This is a genomic window from Candidatus Symbiopectobacterium sp. NZEC151, from assembly GCF_025962655.1.
Taxonomy (GTDB): Bacteria; Pseudomonadota; Gammaproteobacteria; order Enterobacterales; family Enterobacteriaceae; genus Symbiopectobacterium.
In genome coordinates this window covers 88,446-105,605 of record NZ_JAGFPE010000010.1, presented here as the reverse complement: position 1 = coordinate 105,605, position 17,160 = coordinate 88,446, and the positions used below count along the sequence as shown (strand labels likewise).

The following is a 17,160-nucleotide window of genomic DNA, read 5'->3' as shown; positions in this document are numbered from 1 at the left end:
CGTTCGTCGGGGAGTTTCGAATTCCGCGCTTTCTCAGAGGTATAACTCTTATCACGCATATGTTGTGATATTTTATTCCGCTTTTTTGATGTATTTGCAAATAAAACGGAATTTTATGAACGTAACCTCAATTAACGATACGCCCCATTATTATCGGCACACTGATAACTGCATCAATGTTGAAATGGGTAAGGTGGGATGTGCAACGGACAGCGCGTCCGTATTACATACCCACAGGCTGACGCATTGCTGCGCGTTGGCCGTGCTGTCGAAATGGAATGGAAGGTGGTATCAACAGCGCACACTGCTGCACATCACCGGTGGAAATTTGTTTTACGGGATAACGTCAGAGAGCGATCGTCGACCCGATCTCGCCAGTCGATGGTTAGCGAAACTCAAGTCAGAGCTGGTTGACGGCGGGAAGCTTATTTTTGTCGGGGGCATAGATTGCGCCTCGGACATGGCGCTTAGCATGAGCATTCACCAAATAGACGATGAGGGGCAAAAACCGCTACACGAACTGCTCACCCTGCCGGGAACCGAGATTATGATGGCGGTAGCGCTGGGTTTAAAGGTTCATCCCAATGGGGAGGTGGTATTCGATGTGGCGGGTAGCCGGGGTGAACTCAACCAACAGGAGTGTCTGTCAATATTACGCGAAGAGGGATAGCGCGGTTCAGCGGATGTTCCCTGCCACGTTATGTGGCAGGGAAGCAATTCAACTAATAAAGCCCGACGACTTTCCACCACAGCAATCCCGCGGTCATAAATACCGCCTGATTGACCAGACTGATAATAAACCCGGAGCGCCACCACACAGCGGTGGGCACATAACCCGCGCCGAACAGAATGGGGCCGCGTGCATGGGTATATTGCGTCAGCGAGCAGTACAGGCTGCTGGTGAATGCCAGCATCAGCGCCATCGGCACGGGCGGAATTCCTAAATTGATCCCCACGCTAAGAAATACGGCATAGAGCGCGGCGATCTGCGCATTGCCGCTGGCAAAGAAATAGTGGGTATAGAAGTAGGCGGCGTTCAGCAGCAGTAGAACCAGCACCCAGCTGGTTCCGGCCATCAAATGACCGACGCTGCCGCCAATCAGATCGCCAAACCAGGTGGTGAAGCCCAGCTTTTTAAGCTGGTTAGCCATCATCAGCAGCGCAGCGAACCAGATCAACGTATCCCAGGCCCCTTTTTCGCTTTTGATGTCCTCCCAGCGCAGCACGCCGCTCAACAGCAGGAAGGAGAGGCCGACAAAGGACGCGGTGGTGGCATCTACGCCCAGCGTGTCGCCAAAAATCCACAGCACCAACAGCAGCAGTACGGTGACGGCCATCAGCCATTCACCACGCGCCATCGGTCCCATTTTTTCCAGTTCGCTGATTGCCAGCTTAGGTGCATCAGGCGTGTGGCGGATTTCCGGTTTGGTCAACCACAGCACCAACGGTGGAACGATCATCAGGGAGATCAGGCAAGGCACCACGGCGGCCAGAAACCAACTGCCCCAGGTGATGTGCACGCCCGCGTTGGCAGCCAGTTTGACTGCCAGCAGGTTGCCGGTATAGGCGGTCATAAACAGCGCGGCGGTAATATCGTTGACGTTGCCGATGCAGACCACCAGAAATGTCCCGATCTTACTGCGCGAGGCATCTTCCGGCTTGGAGTCGAAACTGCGCGCCAGTGAGTCAGCAATCGGGTAGATCACACCGCCGCAGCGTGCCGTATTGCTTGGCATGGCGGGGGATAACACCAGATCGGCAAAGGCCAGGCCGTAGGCCAGCCCCAGCGTTCTCTTCCCCAGCAGGCGAATCATCTGCAATGCGATGCGTCGGCCCAGCCCGGTTTTGATAAAGCCGCGCGCGATCATAAAGGCTACGACGATCAGCCAAATCAGGGAGCTATTCAGATCGCTCAATGCGGTTTGAATCGCGCCGCTGGCGCTGGTATCGCCTGCGGCGGCCGTCAGCGCGAACAGCGTCATGCTGATGATACCGATGGCACCAATGGGTAACACGTTAGCCACAATCGAGACGATGGTGGCGACAAAAATCACCGCCGAGTGCCAGGCGGGCGCGCTGAGACCGGTGGGTGGAGACAAGTGCCAAAAAAAGGCGGCGACAAGCAGAATAATCGCCAAAGCAAGCCAGTTTAGGCCATACGACGTTTTGGTCTTCATCCGTTTTCCTTACAACTTGATAGGTGTCTGAAGGGGGAGCTGTAATCAGTGTAATCCCTATGGGTTACAGGGTTATCAGCGATCATAGCCTCACTGATAAAAAACGCGGGATGAAAATGACACGCTTATTGATTTGAATCGGTTTTTCTAAATATTGTTAGTTAAATAATTATGTGAATCGCCTCACATTTTAAGTGTGACAAAATATGACAAAGGCAGGTGCCGTGCGGGGTGAGTGAAAAAGATACGAAGTATGTGAGAATGGTGTCGTTAACCATGGTGTAAATCATTTTCACCATTTATTTAACACATTGACCAACCAACGCCCTGTCAGGCGCTGGTTGGTGGGTAAATCGGTTACTGCTTCTCTTTTTCCAGCGATTTTCCTGACCAGTAGCCCGCCAGCAGCGAGCCAGAAAGGTTGTGCCAGACCGAGAACAGCGCGCCGGGCAGGGCGGCGAGTGGCGAGAAGTACATCTTGCCCAGCGTGGCAGCAAGGCCGGAGTTCTGCATGCCGACTTCGATAGCCAACGTGCGGCAGGTAGACTCGTCAAAGCCGAACAGCCGACCGCCCCAATAGCCACCCAGCAGGCCAATGCCGTTGTGCAGAATAACGGCAATAATCACCATAAAACCGACGGATGCGATATGGCTCTGACTGCCTGCGACCACGGCGCTGATAATTGCCAGAATAAACACCATCGACAGCGTTGGCAGATAGGGCTCGATGCGCTTTACCATACCGCTGAACAGGTGGTGAACAATCAGGCCAGCGCCGATCGGGATCACCACGATCTTCAGGATGCTGAGCAACATGCCCATCACGTCCACGCTGATGGCGGCATCAACATACAGCCGGGTCAGCAGCGGTGTGGCAAACACACCAACCAGCGTCGAGATGGATGAAATGGTGACTGACAGGGCGACATCGCCTTTAGACAGGTAGATCATCACGTTCGACGCCGTGCCGCTGGCAACGCTGCCTACCAGCACCATACCCGCCGAGAGGTCAGGCGGCATGTTAAATGCGCGCGCCAACACCCAGGCGGCGAGTGGCATCACCAGATAGTGCAGGAATATCCCAGCGGCAACCGGGGCAGGGCGGGTGAGCACCCGTTTAAAATCCCCAATATTCAGGGTCACGCCCATGGCGAACATGATGAGCATCAGCAGCGTGCTGATATGGGGGCTGATGCCGGTAAAGGTGTCTGGTGAGGCATAGGCGGCAACGGAGAGTAAAACGGCCCATAACGGAAACAGCCTAGTCAAAATGGCGAGCATGAAATTTCTATCCTTATCACTATGAAGGTCCAGATAAAAAAACCGGCTAAAGAGCCGGTTTTTTGGGTGCCGTGGCTGGGCGCTATTCAAACAGGCTGTGGTGTAGCGTCTGCACCACGCGCTCCGCGTCATTGCCAGGCACCAGGAAACACAGGTTATGGCTGCTGGCACCGTAGCAAATTAAGCGAATGTTAAACGGCTCCAGCACGCCAAACACCTCTTTGCCGACGCCGCATGCTTGAGAAAGCTGATTACCGATCAGTGCGACCAGCGACAGGTTCTCTTCCACCTCGACGCGGCACAGGGAAGAGAGCTCGGTCAGCATGGCGCTGGAGAGCAGGCCGTCACCCGCAGAGGTGGAGCCGGTGGTGTCCAGCGTCAGAGCCACGTTCACTTCAGAGGTCGTTATCAGATCCACCGAAATATTGTGGCGCGCCAGAATGCTAAACACTTCCGCCAGGAAGCCGCGTGCGTGCAGCATATTCAGGCTATGCAGCGTGATCAGCGTTTGTTTACGACGCAACGCCAGCGCGCGGAACAGCGGCGGGTTTTCTGTTTTATTGCACACCAAGGTGCCACCGGCAGAAGGATCCTTGCTGGAGCCAACGAATACAGGAATATCGCTGCGCACGGCGGGCAACAGCGTCGCCGGGTGCAGCACCTTGGCACCAAAGGTGGCCATTTCCGCCGCTTCTTCAAAGGTTATCTGGTCGATACGGTGTGCCGTGGGCACCACGCGAGGATCGGTGGTGTAGATACCGGGGACATCGGTCCAGATATCGATGCGATCAACGTTCAACGCCTCGCCCAGCAGCGCGGCGGTGTAATCGCTGCCGCCGCGGCCCAACGTGGTGGTGCGGCCTTTGGCCTCGCTGCCGATAAACCCTTGAGTAATGATCAGACTTTCTGCCAGACGCGGCTGCAACTGGCTGCGCGTCAATGCGCTCAGCGTGTCGCAATCCGGCTCTGCGCGGCCAAAGCGATCGTTGGTACGCATGATTTTACGCACATCGAACCACTCGGCGCTGACCTGACGTTGACGCAGGATCTCAACGAACAGCAGCGTTGACATCAATTCGCCGTGGCTGACCAGCTCATCGGTCAAGGCGTTAGAGGTGGCGAGTGCAGCGGCTTCAGACAGGCGCGCCACGTTTTCCAGCATGCGATCGATCTCTTCACGGATCACTTGCGGATGGCTCAGACGATCGATAATGGCATATTGGATGTGACGAATTTTTTCCAGGTGGACATCGCGCTGCTCTTGCGCCACGCCTTCCGCTAAGGCAACCAGCAGGTTGGTGATGCCCGCAGAGGCGGAAAGCACGACAATGCGCACCGCAGGATCGGCCAGCACAATATCTGCGCTGCGGTTCATGGCGTCGAAATCGGCGACGCTGGTGCCGCCAAATTTAGCGATTCTCAGAGAAGTGGTTGTAGACATAACTAAAAAAACCTCGTGTCAGGGGCGCTGTGGCGATAGTTGTCGCACATCAGCCGTCCATAAAATCAGCCTTGGCACAAGGGAAGAGCGGTAAGCAGGGAGCAGGCGTAGATAAGTAAGCGTCACTACGGTACACCCAGAAGCGCTCCACCTTGCTGAACGTGCAGTTTGTATTAATAACCGGCACGTTGCTGGTGACAACCCAGAGGATTCAGCCCCTGTAGTCGATGATGGCATTCCCGTATTGCCTATCATCTCGGCGCCGCTCCCCCTGGTTTATCGTCACTGGATTTACGGATCCTCGGATAAATTACCTGGGCGGCGCTCCTCTTCTGGCTTATGCAACCGCCTTCGGCGTGGCTGCATAAGTTCACGCCTACAAATAACGGGTTATCTTGCGGCTGTCAACCGGCAAACTCGCAGTTGACGCGTAATTGTAAGAAAAGGGAGCGCAAGTGGTGATTTAAGGGATACAATCGATTCAGCCTTAGCGATTTTATTATCGGAGACAAGAGTGTTGTTATGAAAAATATCAATCCCAGCCAAACTGCCGCATGGCGCGCTCTGCAACAGCATTTTTCCACGATGGAACAGGTGCAAATCAGCGAACTGTTTGCTCAGGACCCGGATCGTTTCTCACGCTTTTCCGCCACGTTTGATGACCTGATGCTGGTGGACTACTCCAAGAACCGCATTACTCAGGAAACGCTGGATAAGTTGCTCAGCCTGGCGCGCGAAACGCAGTTGAGCGAGGCCATTGCCTCGATGTTTTCTGGTGAGAAGATTAACCGCACCGAAGATCGCGCCGTTCTGCACGTTGCGCTGCGTAACCGTAGAAACACACCGATTGTGGTGGATGGCAAAGATGTGATGCCAGAGGTCAATGCGGTATTGCAGAAGATGAAAGGCTTTAGCGAGCGTATCATCAGCGGTAGCTGGAAAGGCTATACCGGCAAAGCGATCACCGATGTGGTGAATATCGGCATCGGCGGTTCGGATCTCGGCCCCTTCATGGTGACGGAAGCGCTACGGCCGTTCAAGAACCACCTTAACATGCACTTTGTGTCCAACGTCGACGGCACGCACATCGCTGAAACCCTGAAAACGCTGAACCCGGAAACCACGCTGGTGCTGGTGGCCTCAAAAACCTTCACCACGCAGGAAACCATGACCAACGCCCATTCGGCGCGCGACTGGTTCCTGAAAACCGCGCAGGATGAGCAGCATATTGCCAAGCATTTCGCCGCGCTCTCCACCAATGCCAGCGCGGTTAGCGCATTCGGTATTGATACCGCCAACATGTTTGAATTTTGGGATTGGGTCGGCGGTCGCTACTCGCTGTGGTCTGCCATCGGCTTGTCAATTATCCTCTCCATCGGTTTTGACCACTTTGAGCAATTGCTGAGCGGCGCGCACGCCATGGATCAGCACTTTGCCACCACGCCTATCGAGAAAAACCTGCCGGTGCTGCTGGCGCTGATCGGGATTTGGTACAACAATTTCTTTGGCGCGGAAACCGAGGCGATCCTGCCTTACGATCAGTACATGCACCGTTTTGCTGCCTACTTCCAGCAGGGCAACATGGAGTCCAACGGTAAGTATGTCGATCGTGACGGTAATCCGGTGACTTACCAAACCGGGCCGATTATCTGGGGTGAGCCGGGCACTAACGGACAGCATGCGTTTTATCAGTTGATTCACCAAGGGACCAAACTGGTGCCGTGTGATTTCATCGCACCGGCCGTGAGTCACAACCCGCTGGGCGATCATCACGGTAAGCTGCTCTCCAACTTCTTCGCCCAGACCGAAGCGCTGGCCTTTGGTAAATCCCGTGAGGTGGTGGAAGCCGAGTTTGCCGCGCAGGGAAAAACGGCGCAGCAGGTTGAGCATGTGGCACCGTTCAAAGTGTTTGAAGGCAATCGCCCAACCAACTCCATCCTGTTGCGTGAAATAACGCCTTACAGCCTGGGAGCGCTTATCGCGCTGTATGAACACAAAATCTTCACCCAGGGCGCGATTCTGAATATCTATACTTTCGATCAGTGGGGCGTCGAGTTGGGCAAGCAGCTGGCCAACCGTATTTTGCCGGAATTGGAAAATGACCAGCCGATAAGCAGCCACGACAGTTCGACCAACGGTTTGATTAACCGCTTTAAAAACTGGCGCGCCTGAGTCGTGGACGCCGAGAGAGGGTGGCAGTGACCACCCTTTTGTCACCAACATGGAGGGACGTATGCAGAAACGTGTTTTACTGGGCATCGCCGTGGCGGTTTTACTGGCAGGATGCAGCACCAGCACAGAATTGAGCTCCGCCGGGCAGTCGGTCAAGTTTACCGATAAGCAACCCGGCAGCGAATGTCGTCTGGTGGGTCAGGTGACAGGCGCGCAATCCACCTGGTTAACGGGTCACGATGAAGGCAACGCGCAGCGCGGCGCGGCCAACGATCTGCGTAACAAGGCAGCGGCGCTCGGCGGCAACGTTATCTATGGGGCCACCAGCTCCAGCGAAAGCTTCTGGTCGAGCTTCGCGCCGCTGGATAGCAAGCTGGTCGGGCAGGTTTACCACTGTCCCTAAGCGACAGGCATCCACAGGCGGATGATAACCGAGCCGCCTGTGAATGCTTTCTGCTAGCTGTGCTTTAGTAGCTGTAAATCCAGCAGCGTTTTGCTGGCTTCCCCGCCAATCTCGCGCGTCAAACGCGGCACCAGATAGCCGGATACCTGCGACAGCAGCGTTTTCATGATATCTCGCGCTTCTTCATCGCTAACCAGAAAATGCGCTGCGCCTTGCACTTTATCCAGCACGTGCAGGTAGTAGGGCAACACGCCCGCGTTAAACAGCGCGTTGCTTAGCGCAGCAAGCGTCGCGGCGTTATCATTCACGCCGCGCAGCAGTACGCTTTGGTTCAGCAGCGTAACGCCAGCCTGACGCAAACGTGCCATACTTTCACTCAGTTCGCTGTCTATCTCGTTGGCATGGTTGATGTGTGTCACCAGCAGCACGCGCAGGCGCGTTTGCGATAAGCGCTGGCACAGCGTCTCGGTAATACGCGCCGGGATCACCACTGGCAACCGGCTGTGAATGCGCAGGCGCTGCACGTGGGGAATGGTCTCCAGTTCGCTGATAAGCCAGTCCAGCTCATGGTCTTTTGCCATCAGCGGATCGCCACCGGAGAAGATAATTTCATCCAGTTCAGGATGCTGGCGAATATAGTCCAGCGCCTGACGCCAGTTGCCCTTGTTGCCCTGATTGTCCTGATAGGGAAAGTGGCGACGGAAGCAATAGCGGCAGTTGACCGCACAGCCGCCTTTGACCAGCAACAAGGCGCGGTTGTGGTATTTATGCAGTAATCCCGGCACCACGCTGTGCTGTTCATCGAGCGGATCGACGCTGAACCCGGGGGTCACCACGAATTCGTCCTGCGCGGTCAGCACTTGCAGCAATAGCGGATCGAGAGGGTCTCCTTTGCGCATCCGCGCGGCAAAGGACCAGGGTACGCGCAGCGGAAACAGCGTGCGCGCTTCTGCCCCTTTGCATAGCAGAGGGTGCTCATCCAGCGCCAAAAAGTGCAAAAGTTGGAGAGGATCGGTAATGACATCCGCAAGTTGATGCAACCAATCTTCTCTGGGATGGGGTTTTAGGGTTACAATGTGTGCCATTTTTTGGCTGAGTACCAGTATCAAATAATAGAGGGCCTTTATGGCGACTTATTTTAGCAACGATTTTCGTTCCGGTCTTAAAATCATGTTTGAAGGTGAGCCTTACGCTGTCGAATCCAGTGAATTCGTTAAGCCAGGTAAAGGGCAGGCTTTCGCGCGCGTGAAAATGCGCCGTTTGCTGACCGGCAAACTGATTGAAAAAACCTTCAAATCCACCGACAGCGCCGAAGGTGCTGATGTGGTCGATATGAACCTGACCTACCTGTATAACGACGGTGAGTTCTGGCATTTCATGAACAATGAAACGTTTGAACAACTGGCCGCTGATTCCAAAGCTGTTGGCGATAACGCCAAATGGCTGCTGGATCAGGCTGAATGTATCGTTACGTTGTGGAACGGCCAACCGATCACGGTAACGCCGCCAAACTTCGTGGAACTGGAGATCGTGGAAACCGATCCAGGTCTGAAGGGCGATACAGCAGGGACTGGCGGTAAGCCGGCAACCTTGACCACCGGTGCCGTGGTAAAAGTGCCGTTGTTTGTTCAGATTGGCGAAGTGATTAAAGTGGATACGCGTTCTGGCGAATACGTCTCCCGCGTGAAATAAGCACTTCCCTGCCAAAAAACACCGTCGGCTTTTGCTGGCGGTTTTTTTTGTCCCGCATCCGGCCAACGCTAATGTCTGGGCTTACGAACCGGGAAACACCCGCTCGCTCAGAAAGTCTACCAGTACGCGCACCTTGGGCGATGGATGCTTGCTCGCGGGCCACAGCACGTGAAAAACGCCTGTGCGCTCCACATAATCGACCAGGATGGGCTGTAATCGGCCACTGGCCAGCAGGTCGCGGATAGAGAAGTCCGGCAAATAGGCGATGCCCAGCCCTTGCAGCGCAAAGCACACGCGTGTCTCTATGTTGTTGCAGATCATCGCTGTAGGCAGTTGCAACGGCGGTTCTCCGGGGGCAAGCCGTAGCGCCCACGGTTCCAGCTTGCCACTGTGGGGAAAGCGATAGTGCAGGCAGCGGTGTCGCAGCAGGTCGGCAGGCACCTGCGGTGTGCCATGCTGCGCCAGATAGTCTGGAGAGGCGACCAGCAACGAGCGGAAGGCACCAAGCCGACGAGCGGTGAGACGCGAGTCATGTGGCTCACCGGTGCGTACCACCGCATCAAAGCCTTCTTCGATCACGTTGACGATCTGATCGGTGAAATCGAGATCTAACACGATCTCAGGATAAGTATGCATAAATTCACTGAGCACTGGCAGTACCAGCGAGCTGACCAGCGGCAGGCTCACTCGCAAGCGCCCACGCGGTGTGCTGCTGGCCTGTAGATCCAACTCTGCGGCTTCGATCTCGGCCAGAATGCGCCGACAGCGTTCCAGAAACAGGGTACCCTCAGCCGTCAGGGTGATGTTACGCGTGCTGCGATGGAACAGGCGCACGCCCAGTTTTTCTTCCAGACGTGCCACGCTCTTGCCGATGGCCGAGGCTGACACCCCCAGCAGTCGTCCTGCTGCCACAAAGCTGCGCGTTTCCGCCACCTGTACGAACACCACAAAGCCGTTAAGGCTGTCCATATCGCTCTCCAATTGCGGACAGTTTATTCCGCATAGCAAGGAACTGTATCCACCTTTTTCTTGAGTCACAAGTTCTCTATCGTCAAGGCATGCCTGATTTAACAACCGATGACATCAAGGACTTTACCGTGACGACTCCTCTCTCTCCCTTGCGCTCAGGCGTTCCCTCTGCGCATCGCTTCACCCGCATTCAGGATGTTATCCAGCAGGCGCTGGATAGCCATCGTCTGGTGGGTAGCGTTGTCTTGGTGGCGCACTACGGCGCGTTGATTTACCAGCAGGCGGCCGGATGGGCCGATCGTGAACACGCACAGCCGATGACGTTGGACACGATCTTTCGGCTGGCGTCAGTGAGTAAACCCATAGTATCGACGGCGGCGCTGGTGCTGGTGGCTCAGGGAAAACTCGGTCTGGATGACGATATCTCTCGCTGGCTGCCCGAGTTTCAGCCTCGGTTGGCCGATGGATCAGCCGTGGCGATCGCGGTGCGGCAGTTGCTCAGCCATACCGCAGGACTGAGCTACCGCTTCTTCGAGGCGGATGCCTATGGTCCCTATGCGCAGGCTGGAGTATCGGATGGTATGGATGATTCCGGCATCACGCTGGATGAGAATTTGCGTCGCCTCGCCAGCGTGCCGCTGCTGTATGCGCCGGGCAGCGCCTGGGGGTACTCGCTGGCGACGGATGTGCTGGGCGCCTTGATTGCGCGTGTCCACGGCACGTCACTGGACAAGGCGGTATGTGAACTCGTGACCGGCCCGCTGGGCATGGTGGATACCGGCTTCGTCGTGGACAATGCGCAACGCGTGGCGACGGCCTATGTGAGTGATACCACACAGCCCCATCGGTTGGCTGAAGGCGAAACCGTTTCTTCCTTTGAGGGCGCTGTCGGTATTACCTATAGCCCGGCGCGCATCTTCGATGTTGAAGCCTTCCCTTCAGGCGGCGCAGGCATGGCCGGCACCGCCAGAGATCTCCTTTACCTGCTCGAAGCCCTGCGTCAGGGCGGCGGTGCGCTATTGCCCGATGCCCTGATTGAGGAGATGGGGCGCGACCAAACCCACGGACTGGAGCTGCCCAATGCGCCGGGGTTCGGCTTTGGCCTGGGGTTTTCGGTGTTACGCGATCCCCGGTTGGCGGATTCGCCAGAATCACCGGGAACCTGGCGTTGGGGGGGCGCTTACGGCCATGCCTGGTTTGTCGATCGTGCGCGGGGTCTGAGCGTTGTGGCATTTACCAATACGCTGTACGAAGGCATGTCGGGCCGTTTCGTGGCCGATCTGCGTGATGCGGTGTACGGGGCGCTGGGGGAAGCACAATGACACCCCGCAAACCTGAGCGCTTACCGCTGGCCTCACTGTTGGCGTTGGCCACGGCAGCGTTCATCACTATTCTGACCGAAGCCCTGCCTGCGGGGCTATTACCACAAATGGCACAAGGCCTTGCGGTGTCCGAAGCCTGGGTGGGCCAGACCGTCACCTTCTATGCCATCGGTTCTCTGGTTGCCGCTATCCCTCTGACGGCGGCCACGCAAGGTATGCGGCGGCGTCCATTACTGTTGTCGGCGCTTGCAGGCTTCGCGATTGCCAATACCGTCACGACATTTTCCGGCAGCTATCCCCTGACGATGGTGGCACGCTTTCTGGCGGGCGTGTCCGCCGGGCTCTTGTGGGCATTGCTGGCCGGTTACGCCGCACGTATGGTACCGGACCACCAGAAGGGACGCGCCATTGCGATTGCCATGGTCGGCACGCCCTTGGCGCTGTCGCTCGGCGTGCCGGCAGGAACGTTTTTAGGCCAACTGGTGGGCTGGCGAATGTGTTTCGGCCTCATGAGCGTATTGGCGCTACTGCTTATGCTGTGGGTGCGTGTTCAGGTTCCCGACTTTGCCGGGCAGCCAGCGGGCAAACGGTTGTCGTTAGGCGCGGTGTTTGTCATGGCCGGGGTGCGTCCGGTGCTGTTTGTGGTATTGGCCTTTGTGTTGGCGCACAACATCCTTTACACCTATATCGCCCCGTTTTTGGCGGCAGCAGGCATGGCCGAACGCACGGACGTGATACTGCTGGTGTTTGGCGTGGCTTCGTTGCTGGGTATCTGGATCGTCGGCGTGCTGATTGACCGACATCTGCGTGCATTGACGCTGACCAGCACGCTATTGTTTGGTCTGTCTGCGCTGGCGCTTGGCGTGGCCGGTGATAGGCCTATCGTGGTGTATACGGCCGTGGCAGTGTGGGGGCTGGCATTCGGCGGTGCGGCGACGCTGTTTCAAACCGCCATCGCCAAAACCGCCGGAGAGGCGGCCGATGTGGCGCAATCGATGCTGGTGACGGCCTGGAACCTGGCGATCGCTGGCGGCGGTATTTTGGGTGGGCTGTTGCTGGAGAGTCTGGGCGTTGCGGCATTCTCTCCGACGCTTTTGCTGCTGCTAACGGCAACGCTGATCGTGGCTTGGGCTGCCCGGCAGCAGGGTTTCCGCGCGATGCCGTGTTAACACGCCAGTCAGGCCTGCACCCTCAGCCACTGTCAAACCCCTTCGCGCTCTGTGCTACAGGGAGGTTCTTTCTTGCGGCGTAGCCACTGCGCAGGTTTCAGCTCGCTGACCAGCACCCCGATAACAATCAGCGCGGCCCCCACAATCGCCAAGCCGGGCAAACGATCACCGGCCATACGACCAACAATGCCTGCCCACACCGGTTCGCTGGCGTAGATGACGGTGGCGCGCGTGGGGGATACCGCCTTTTGTGCCCAGTTCATGGTCAGTTGAATCACAATGCTGGCGGCACCGAGGCCGATGCCGCCCAGCAGCCAGGCCCAGGAGAAGGCGGGCAGCGATTCACCGGTTACTGGCATCAGCAGCAGTGATAGCAGCCCCGCCGTCAGCAACTGTACGGTAGTCACCCGGCGCACATCGACCTTTCCGGCGAAATGACCAATCAGAATGATCTCGGCCGCAATCGCCAGCGCACTGAGCAGCGTGGCCCATTCGCCCTGACTCATGCTGAGATGACCCGCATCCGGTCCGGCTAGCAGCATCAGGCCGACAAACGCGAAAACAATCCCCACCAGACTCATGACGCCGGGGCGTCGCCGCAGCACCAGCCATTGCAGCAGCGGCACCAGAGGAACATACAGTGCGGTAATAAACGCCGATTGGCTGCTGGTGATGGTTTGCAGACCATAGGTTTGTAAACCGTAGCCCAGTAGGATGCTCGCCCCGATGGCAAAACCCGCATAGCATTCCTGAAGCGTCAGCCCCGCCAATGCGCGCCGAAAGACCAGAAGGCTGATGACACCGGCCGTGGTAAAGCGCAGCCCAACAAAAAACAGCGGACCACTGTGCTGCATGGCCAGATGAACCACTAAAAAGGTGGTTCCCCACACCAGAGTGATCAGGATTAGCGCCCACTCCTGGGGTTTGATGCCCAAGATGGGGTGGGGGATGGCAGAGAAGTAACGTTGCATTGCAGGTTCAGACAAAAGAGATCAGTTTTCCATCATAGGGGGAATGTTGTCGATAAGCCATCCCCTCATACGGCTAGCGTAACGTACAGGCGACCTCTTCCAATTGGCTGATAGCGGTGTTCCATCCTTCGAAAAAACCTGATTTTTCATGCTGTTCACGCGTAATTTCGTCCTGATGGATAACCTGAACGGTATAGCAGCTTCCCAGCGCGTAGTCAGACAACGAAATGAGCGTGGTAAAGGCCAATCCGGGCATGGCCGGTCGCCAGCCTGCGGCCAGCATCGACGTGAACACAATACGGGCGTGGGGAATCACCTCTAAAAAGCATCCGATGTGTTCACTGCGACAGTCGCCCGGTCCTTGAATCCGGGTATGAAATGCGCCTCCGGGTTGCAGGTCGAGGGCGATAACGTCGGTTGTTCCCGGTTTGGGGGTCCACCAGACTTTGAGCCACTCGGGATCTGACCAGGCACGCCATATTGCATGTCGCGGGGCGTCCAGCACTCGGGTAATCACAAGATTGCGGGTATCTGCATGATGGGGTGTTGACAGTGTCATAGCGTGGCTCCTGATAAGCGTGAATGCCAGTGTGCCGCCTATTTTCAGTGACACCGGAACAAAAAACGCTTATCGCGTCAGGATTGACTACGCTTACAGAAGGCGATGGAAATCGCCTTGATAGTATTACTTTCCCTTTTACCTCTCCCTTGAGAAGGAAAATAACCATGTTCAAAAAAAGCGTGCTTATTCTTGCCTCATTGCTGATGCTCTCCGCGTTGACCGCTTGCAATACCACCCGTGGTATTGGTCAGGATGTCGAGGCAGGTGGGAAAGCCATTCAACGCAGTGCGCAGTAGTAAACGGTTCAGGCATTGTGCTCAGTGACGATCCTGAGCCATGTGTTTATGACATTCGCCGGGTATGGTCATTTGCGTTATTTCAGTGGCCGTACCTTACACCACTTTCCGCACTACAGCCGTCGCTGGCATTAACACAGAACCATCCTCGGCATGCGGCGCCATGTAGGGAATCGGGTTGCCTGTGCGCGTGTCGATCAGGTCTGAGTGCCGCTCACCGGGTTTGAACCGGTGCTGTTCTCCCCATTGCCGTAGCGCCACTATCACCGGAAACAGCTTTTCTCCCTCAGACGTCAGCACGTACTCCTGATAAGCCGTACCGTCCGAGGCGTCCTGCATCTCAAGAATACCTGCATTAACCAGCTTGCGCAGACGATCGGAAAGGATGTTGCGCGCCACGCTCAGGCTGCGTTGAAAATCACCGAAACGGCGCACGCCATCGAAGGCATCACGCACAATCAGCAGCGACCAGCGATCGCCAACCACATCGACACAGCGGGCAACGGGACAAGGTTCATGGTTGATGGTTTCGTGGTTTGGCATGGCATTTCCTGACCGTTTGGTGTGGAACAGTAATCAAGTTGCATTTTAAAACCAGATGACCTAGCATTCAATCAGTTTCATTTTGCAACTGGAGTTCGTGGCGTTATATGATGAAGCGTTCCCTCACATCACCGTTGAGTCAAAACAGTTCGCTGGCTCAGCCTGCGGATATGCCCCGCAGCCTGCTAGTGCTGTTTGCTATCGCCAGTGGCTTGAGCGTGGCAAATGTCTATTACGCCCAGCCTCTGCTTGATGCGCTGGCGACAGATTTCGGCATCAGTCAGGCCAGGGTTGGCGGCGTTGTCACGGCTACCCAGGTTGGCTGCGCCCTGGCACTGTTACTGCTGGTGCCATTGGGCGATCGCGTTGAGCGTCGTCGCTTGATGGTCATGCAACTCGTGGCGTTGGTGACAGCCTTGCTCATCGTTAGCATGGCATCGTCTGCACCGGTGCTGCTGCTGGGGATGTTGGCTATCGGTCTGCTAGGAACCGCGATGACGCAGGGGTTAATCGCCTACGCTGCCAGCACCGCCTCCTCCCATGAGCGGGGGCGCGTTGTTGGCGCAACCCAAAGTGGGGTGTTTATTGGCCTGTTGCTGGCGCGGGTGTTTGCGGGAGGCGTGAGCGATCTGGCGGGCTGGCGAGGCGTGTACTGCTGTGCCGCGGTGCTGATGCTAGCGATAGCGCTACCGTTATGGTTACGGCTACCGGTTTTGCCTCCCTCACCGCAGCGCATCAGCTATCCACGGCTGATCGCGTCGATGTTGACGCTTCTGCTGCAAGAGAGGGTACTGCAAATCCGTGGCCTGTTGGCGTTGCTGATGTTTGCCGCTTTCAACATCTTCTGGAGTGCGCTCGTGCTGCCGCTGAGCGCGCCGCCGTATGGGTTCTCGCACACGGTGATTGGTGCGTTTGGGCTGGTGGGCGTGGCTGGCGCGCTGGCTGCCTCGCGCGCCGGACGATGGGCCGACCGGGGATATGCCCAGCACACCAGTGCGTTTGCGCTGGTGACATTACTGCTGGCATGGTGGCCGCTGTCGTTGATGGATGCATCGCTGTGGGCGCTGGTTGTGGGGATTGTGCTGCTCGATCTGGGCGGGCAAGCGCTGCATGTGACCAACCAAAGCCTGATATTCCGTGCCCGACCGGAGGCTCATAGTCGTTTGGTCGCTCTCTACATGCTGTTTTACGCGCTGGGCAGCGGGATTGGCGCGTTCAGCACCACCCTCACCTATGCACATGCGGGTTGGCAAGGCGTGTGTTTGCTGGGTGCGGCAGTCAGCCTGTTGGCGCTGTTGTTGTGGTGGATGACGCGCCGGGTTGTTACGCCAGAATAAAAAAACGGCCCGCGAGTGCGGGCCGTAGCAGAGGATACCTGATGGCGAATTACAGAGTGACGACACCAATCACGGTAACCACACTCAGGATGGCCGCCAGGCCGTAGAACACCCATTTCCCTGCCGGAACGTGGATTTTCAGGTCATGCATCAGGTGATGCAGACGGTGCAAACCACACCAGATCGGCAGAATGATCATCAGCAGCAGAAACAGCCGCCCGATAAGGCTATGGGAGAAAGCGGCGATGCGCTCATAGCTCAGGGCGTCGGGGAACATCCCCAGCGGCAGCAGCACCCCGACCAGCAGGATAATCACCGGTGAGAAAATGGCGGTCCACATCCCACCGGCACCGAACAGTCCCCAAAAGGGAGGCTCATCGGAACGTTTTGGCGTTGGATTAATCACGTTGTTCCCCTCCAATCAGAATAGTAACGCGATGGCGAGAATAGCCAGCGTGACGATGACGGTTACAGCCCACAGCCCTTTGATAACCGGCTCTGGCCCCATTTTTTCATCTTTGACGATGATGATGCTGGCTTTGGGCGCCAGTTCAAACCAGGATTTGGTGTGAATGGCCGCTGCCACCAGTGCGATGATGTTGATCAGCAGCACCAGCGGGTTTTGCAGGAAGCCGACAAATCCGGCCCAGCCCTCTGCGCCGTGTTTCAACGAAAATACGCCGTAGATCAGCACAATGCTGAACCATACCGCGGGAGCGGCGGTCATTTCGCGCAGCATGTAAAAGCGATAGAACCCGAGCCGTTGCCACCAGCTTGCAGGCATGCTGCGAACGTATGCTTTACGCTTGGTTGTCATTGTTGCCT

18 protein-coding genes and 1 riboswitch are annotated in these 17,160 nt (G+C 56.7%); of the genes, 8 read left to right on the top strand and 10 right to left on the bottom strand.

All coding sequences use genetic code 11. The features are described 5' to 3' along the window. The first annotated feature begins 115 nt into the window (after positions 1-115). Positions 116-670 (top strand): hypothetical protein, encoded by a 555-nt coding sequence (locus J5067_RS22335; protein ID WP_264644399.1) that lies wholly within the window; start codon positions 116-118, stop codon positions 668-670. A gap of 52 nt (positions 671-722) precedes the next feature. On the opposite strand, the gene J5067_RS22330 is transcribed toward J5067_RS22335, so the two are convergent. The 3 genes from J5067_RS22330 to lysC form a co-directional block, all read right to left on the bottom strand. Continuing rightward, positions 723-2,177, bottom strand: a complete 1,455-nt coding sequence (locus J5067_RS22330) for an anion permease (protein ID WP_264652047.1) — start codon at positions 2,175-2,177, stop codon at positions 723-725. 357 nt (positions 2,178-2,534) lie between these two features. Next, entirely contained in the window at positions 2,535-3,458 is a 924-nt protein-coding gene (panS, locus tag J5067_RS22325; RefSeq protein WP_264652046.1) for a ketopantoate/pantoate/pantothenate transporter PanS, read from the bottom strand. Positions 3,459-3,540: 82 nt separating this feature from the next. After that, positions 3,541-4,899, bottom strand: coding sequence for a lysine-sensitive aspartokinase 3 (gene lysC / locus J5067_RS22320; RefSeq protein WP_264644402.1), 1,359 nt, complete (start codon positions 4,897-4,899; stop codon positions 3,541-3,543). A gap of 132 nt (positions 4,900-5,031) precedes the next feature. Then, a riboswitch (Lysine riboswitch) is annotated at positions 5,032-5,239 on the bottom strand. A gap of 182 nt (positions 5,240-5,421) precedes the next feature. Here lysC and pgi point away from each other — a divergent pair. Beyond that, positions 5,422-7,071 (top strand): glucose-6-phosphate isomerase, encoded by a 1,650-nt coding sequence (gene pgi, locus J5067_RS22315; protein ID WP_264652045.1) that lies wholly within the window; start codon positions 5,422-5,424, stop codon positions 7,069-7,071. 61 nt (positions 7,072-7,132) lie between these two features. Continuing rightward, the gene (locus J5067_RS22310) at positions 7,133-7,474 is read left to right on the top strand and encodes a DUF4156 domain-containing protein (RefSeq protein ID WP_264644404.1); all 342 of its coding nucleotides are present in this window, start codon (positions 7,133-7,135) and stop codon (positions 7,472-7,474) included. A 53-nt stretch (positions 7,475-7,527) separates the two neighbouring features. On the opposite strand, the gene epmB is transcribed toward J5067_RS22310, so the two are convergent. Further along, positions 7,528-8,559 (bottom strand): EF-P beta-lysylation protein EpmB, encoded by a 1,032-nt coding sequence (epmB, locus tag J5067_RS22305; RefSeq protein ID WP_264652044.1) that lies wholly within the window; start codon positions 8,557-8,559, stop codon positions 7,528-7,530. 40 nt (positions 8,560-8,599) lie between these two features. Here epmB and efp point away from each other — a divergent pair, with 40 nt between their 5' ends. Beyond that, positions 8,600-9,166, top strand: a complete 567-nt coding sequence (efp, locus tag J5067_RS22300) for an elongation factor P (protein ID WP_222159790.1) — start codon at positions 8,600-8,602, stop codon at positions 9,164-9,166. A gap of 81 nt (positions 9,167-9,247) precedes the next feature. Here the strand turns inward: efp and J5067_RS22295 are convergent, their stop codons facing one another. After that, a complete protein-coding gene (locus J5067_RS22295) occupies positions 9,248-10,135 on the bottom strand; it encodes a LysR family transcriptional regulator (RefSeq protein ID WP_264644406.1) in 888 nt (295 codons plus the stop codon). 128 nt (positions 10,136-10,263) lie between these two features. On the opposite strand from J5067_RS22295, the gene J5067_RS22290 reads away from it, so the two are divergent. Both J5067_RS22290 and J5067_RS22285 read left to right on the top strand, forming a co-directional pair. Continuing rightward, on the top strand, positions 10,264-11,457 hold the full coding sequence (locus J5067_RS22290; RefSeq protein WP_264652043.1) for a serine hydrolase: 1,194 nt from the start codon (positions 10,264-10,266) through the stop codon (positions 11,455-11,457). Next, positions 11,454-12,626 carry an MFS transporter gene (locus J5067_RS22285; protein ID WP_264652042.1) on the top strand — a complete coding sequence of 391 codons (1,173 nt, stop codon included), beginning with the start codon at positions 11,454-11,456 and terminating at the stop codon, positions 12,624-12,626. Before J5067_RS22290 ends, J5067_RS22285 begins: the two co-directional genes overlap by 4 nt. 32 nt (positions 12,627-12,658) lie before the next feature. Here J5067_RS22285 and J5067_RS22280 read toward each other — a convergent pair whose 3' ends face one another. Beyond that, a complete protein-coding gene (locus J5067_RS22280; RefSeq protein ID WP_264652057.1) occupies positions 12,659-13,597 on the bottom strand; it encodes a DMT family transporter in 939 nt (312 codons plus the stop codon). 73 nt (positions 13,598-13,670) lie between these two features. Beyond that, positions 13,671-14,156, bottom strand: coding sequence for an SRPBCC domain-containing protein (locus J5067_RS22275; protein ID WP_264652041.1), 486 nt, complete (start codon positions 14,154-14,156; stop codon positions 13,671-13,673). A 167-nt stretch (positions 14,157-14,323) separates the two neighbouring features. Here J5067_RS22275 and J5067_RS22270 point away from each other — a divergent pair, with 167 nt between their 5' ends. Further along, the gene (locus J5067_RS22270; protein WP_195316105.1) at positions 14,324-14,455 is read left to right on the top strand and encodes an entericidin A/B family lipoprotein; all 132 of its coding nucleotides are present in this window, start codon (positions 14,324-14,326) and stop codon (positions 14,453-14,455) included. 96 nt (positions 14,456-14,551) lie between these two features. On the opposite strand, the gene J5067_RS22265 is transcribed toward J5067_RS22270, so the two are convergent. After that, complete coding sequence (locus J5067_RS22265; RefSeq protein ID WP_264627960.1) at positions 14,552-14,998, bottom strand: helix-turn-helix domain-containing protein; 447 nt, start codon at positions 14,996-14,998, stop codon at positions 14,552-14,554. 110 nt (positions 14,999-15,108) lie between these two features. On the opposite strand from J5067_RS22265, the gene J5067_RS22260 reads away from it, so the two are divergent. Continuing rightward, positions 15,109-16,335: an MFS transporter gene (locus J5067_RS22260; protein WP_264627961.1), complete on the top strand. Its 1,227-nt coding sequence runs from the start codon at positions 15,109-15,111 to the stop codon at positions 16,333-16,335. 49 nt (positions 16,336-16,384) lie between these two features. On the opposite strand, the gene frdD is transcribed toward J5067_RS22260, so the two are convergent. Beyond that, a complete protein-coding gene (gene frdD, locus J5067_RS22255; RefSeq protein ID WP_222159798.1) occupies positions 16,385-16,741 on the bottom strand; it encodes a fumarate reductase subunit FrdD in 357 nt (118 codons plus the stop codon). A 15-nt stretch (positions 16,742-16,756) separates the two neighbouring features. Next, positions 16,757-17,152, bottom strand: a complete 396-nt coding sequence (gene frdC, locus J5067_RS22250; RefSeq protein WP_264644411.1) for a fumarate reductase subunit FrdC — start codon at positions 17,150-17,152, stop codon at positions 16,757-16,759. Positions 17,153-17,160: the final 8 nt, after the last annotated feature.

What these genes read in the sequence shown, in the direction of transcription:
- J5067_RS22335 (WP_264644399.1), top strand. Translation starts at nt 116, where the DNA reads ATGAACGTAACCTCAATTAACGATACGCCCCATTATTATCGGCACACT.
- J5067_RS22330 (WP_264652047.1), bottom strand. Translation starts at nt 2,177, where the DNA reads ATGAAGACCAAAACGTCGTATGGCCTAAACTGGCTTGCTTTGGCGATT.
- panS (WP_264652046.1), bottom strand. Translation starts at nt 3,458, where the DNA reads ATGCTCGCCATTTTGACTAGGCTGTTTCCGTTATGGGCCGTTTTACTC.
- lysC (WP_264644402.1), bottom strand. Translation starts at nt 4,899, where the DNA reads ATGTCTACAACCACTTCTCTGAGAATCGCTAAATTTGGCGGCACCAGC.
- pgi (WP_264652045.1), top strand. Translation starts at nt 5,422, where the DNA reads ATGAAAAATATCAATCCCAGCCAAACTGCCGCATGGCGCGCTCTGCAA.
- J5067_RS22310 (WP_264644404.1), top strand. Translation starts at nt 7,133, where the DNA reads ATGCAGAAACGTGTTTTACTGGGCATCGCCGTGGCGGTTTTACTGGCA.
- epmB (WP_264652044.1), bottom strand. Translation starts at nt 8,559, where the DNA reads ATGGCACACATTGTAACCCTAAAACCCCATCCCAGAGAAGATTGGTTG.
- efp (WP_222159790.1), top strand. Translation starts at nt 8,600, where the DNA reads ATGGCGACTTATTTTAGCAACGATTTTCGTTCCGGTCTTAAAATCATG.
- J5067_RS22295 (WP_264644406.1), bottom strand. Translation starts at nt 10,135, where the DNA reads ATGGACAGCCTTAACGGCTTTGTGGTGTTCGTACAGGTGGCGGAAACG.
- J5067_RS22285 (WP_264652042.1), top strand. Translation starts at nt 11,454, where the DNA reads ATGACACCCCGCAAACCTGAGCGCTTACCGCTGGCCTCACTGTTGGCG.
- J5067_RS22280 (WP_264652057.1), bottom strand. Translation starts at nt 13,597, where the DNA reads ATGCAACGTTACTTCTCTGCCATCCCCCACCCCATCTTGGGCATCAAA.
- J5067_RS22275 (WP_264652041.1), bottom strand. Translation starts at nt 14,156, where the DNA reads ATGACACTGTCAACACCCCATCATGCAGATACCCGCAATCTTGTGATT.
- J5067_RS22270 (WP_195316105.1), top strand. Translation starts at nt 14,324, where the DNA reads ATGTTCAAAAAAAGCGTGCTTATTCTTGCCTCATTGCTGATGCTCTCC.
- J5067_RS22265 (WP_264627960.1), bottom strand. Translation starts at nt 14,998, where the DNA reads ATGCCAAACCACGAAACCATCAACCATGAACCTTGTCCCGTTGCCCGC.
- J5067_RS22260 (WP_264627961.1), top strand. Translation starts at nt 15,109, where the DNA reads ATGAAGCGTTCCCTCACATCACCGTTGAGTCAAAACAGTTCGCTGGCT.
- frdC (WP_264644411.1), bottom strand. Translation starts at nt 17,152, where the DNA reads ATGACAACCAAGCGTAAAGCATACGTTCGCAGCATGCCTGCAAGCTGG.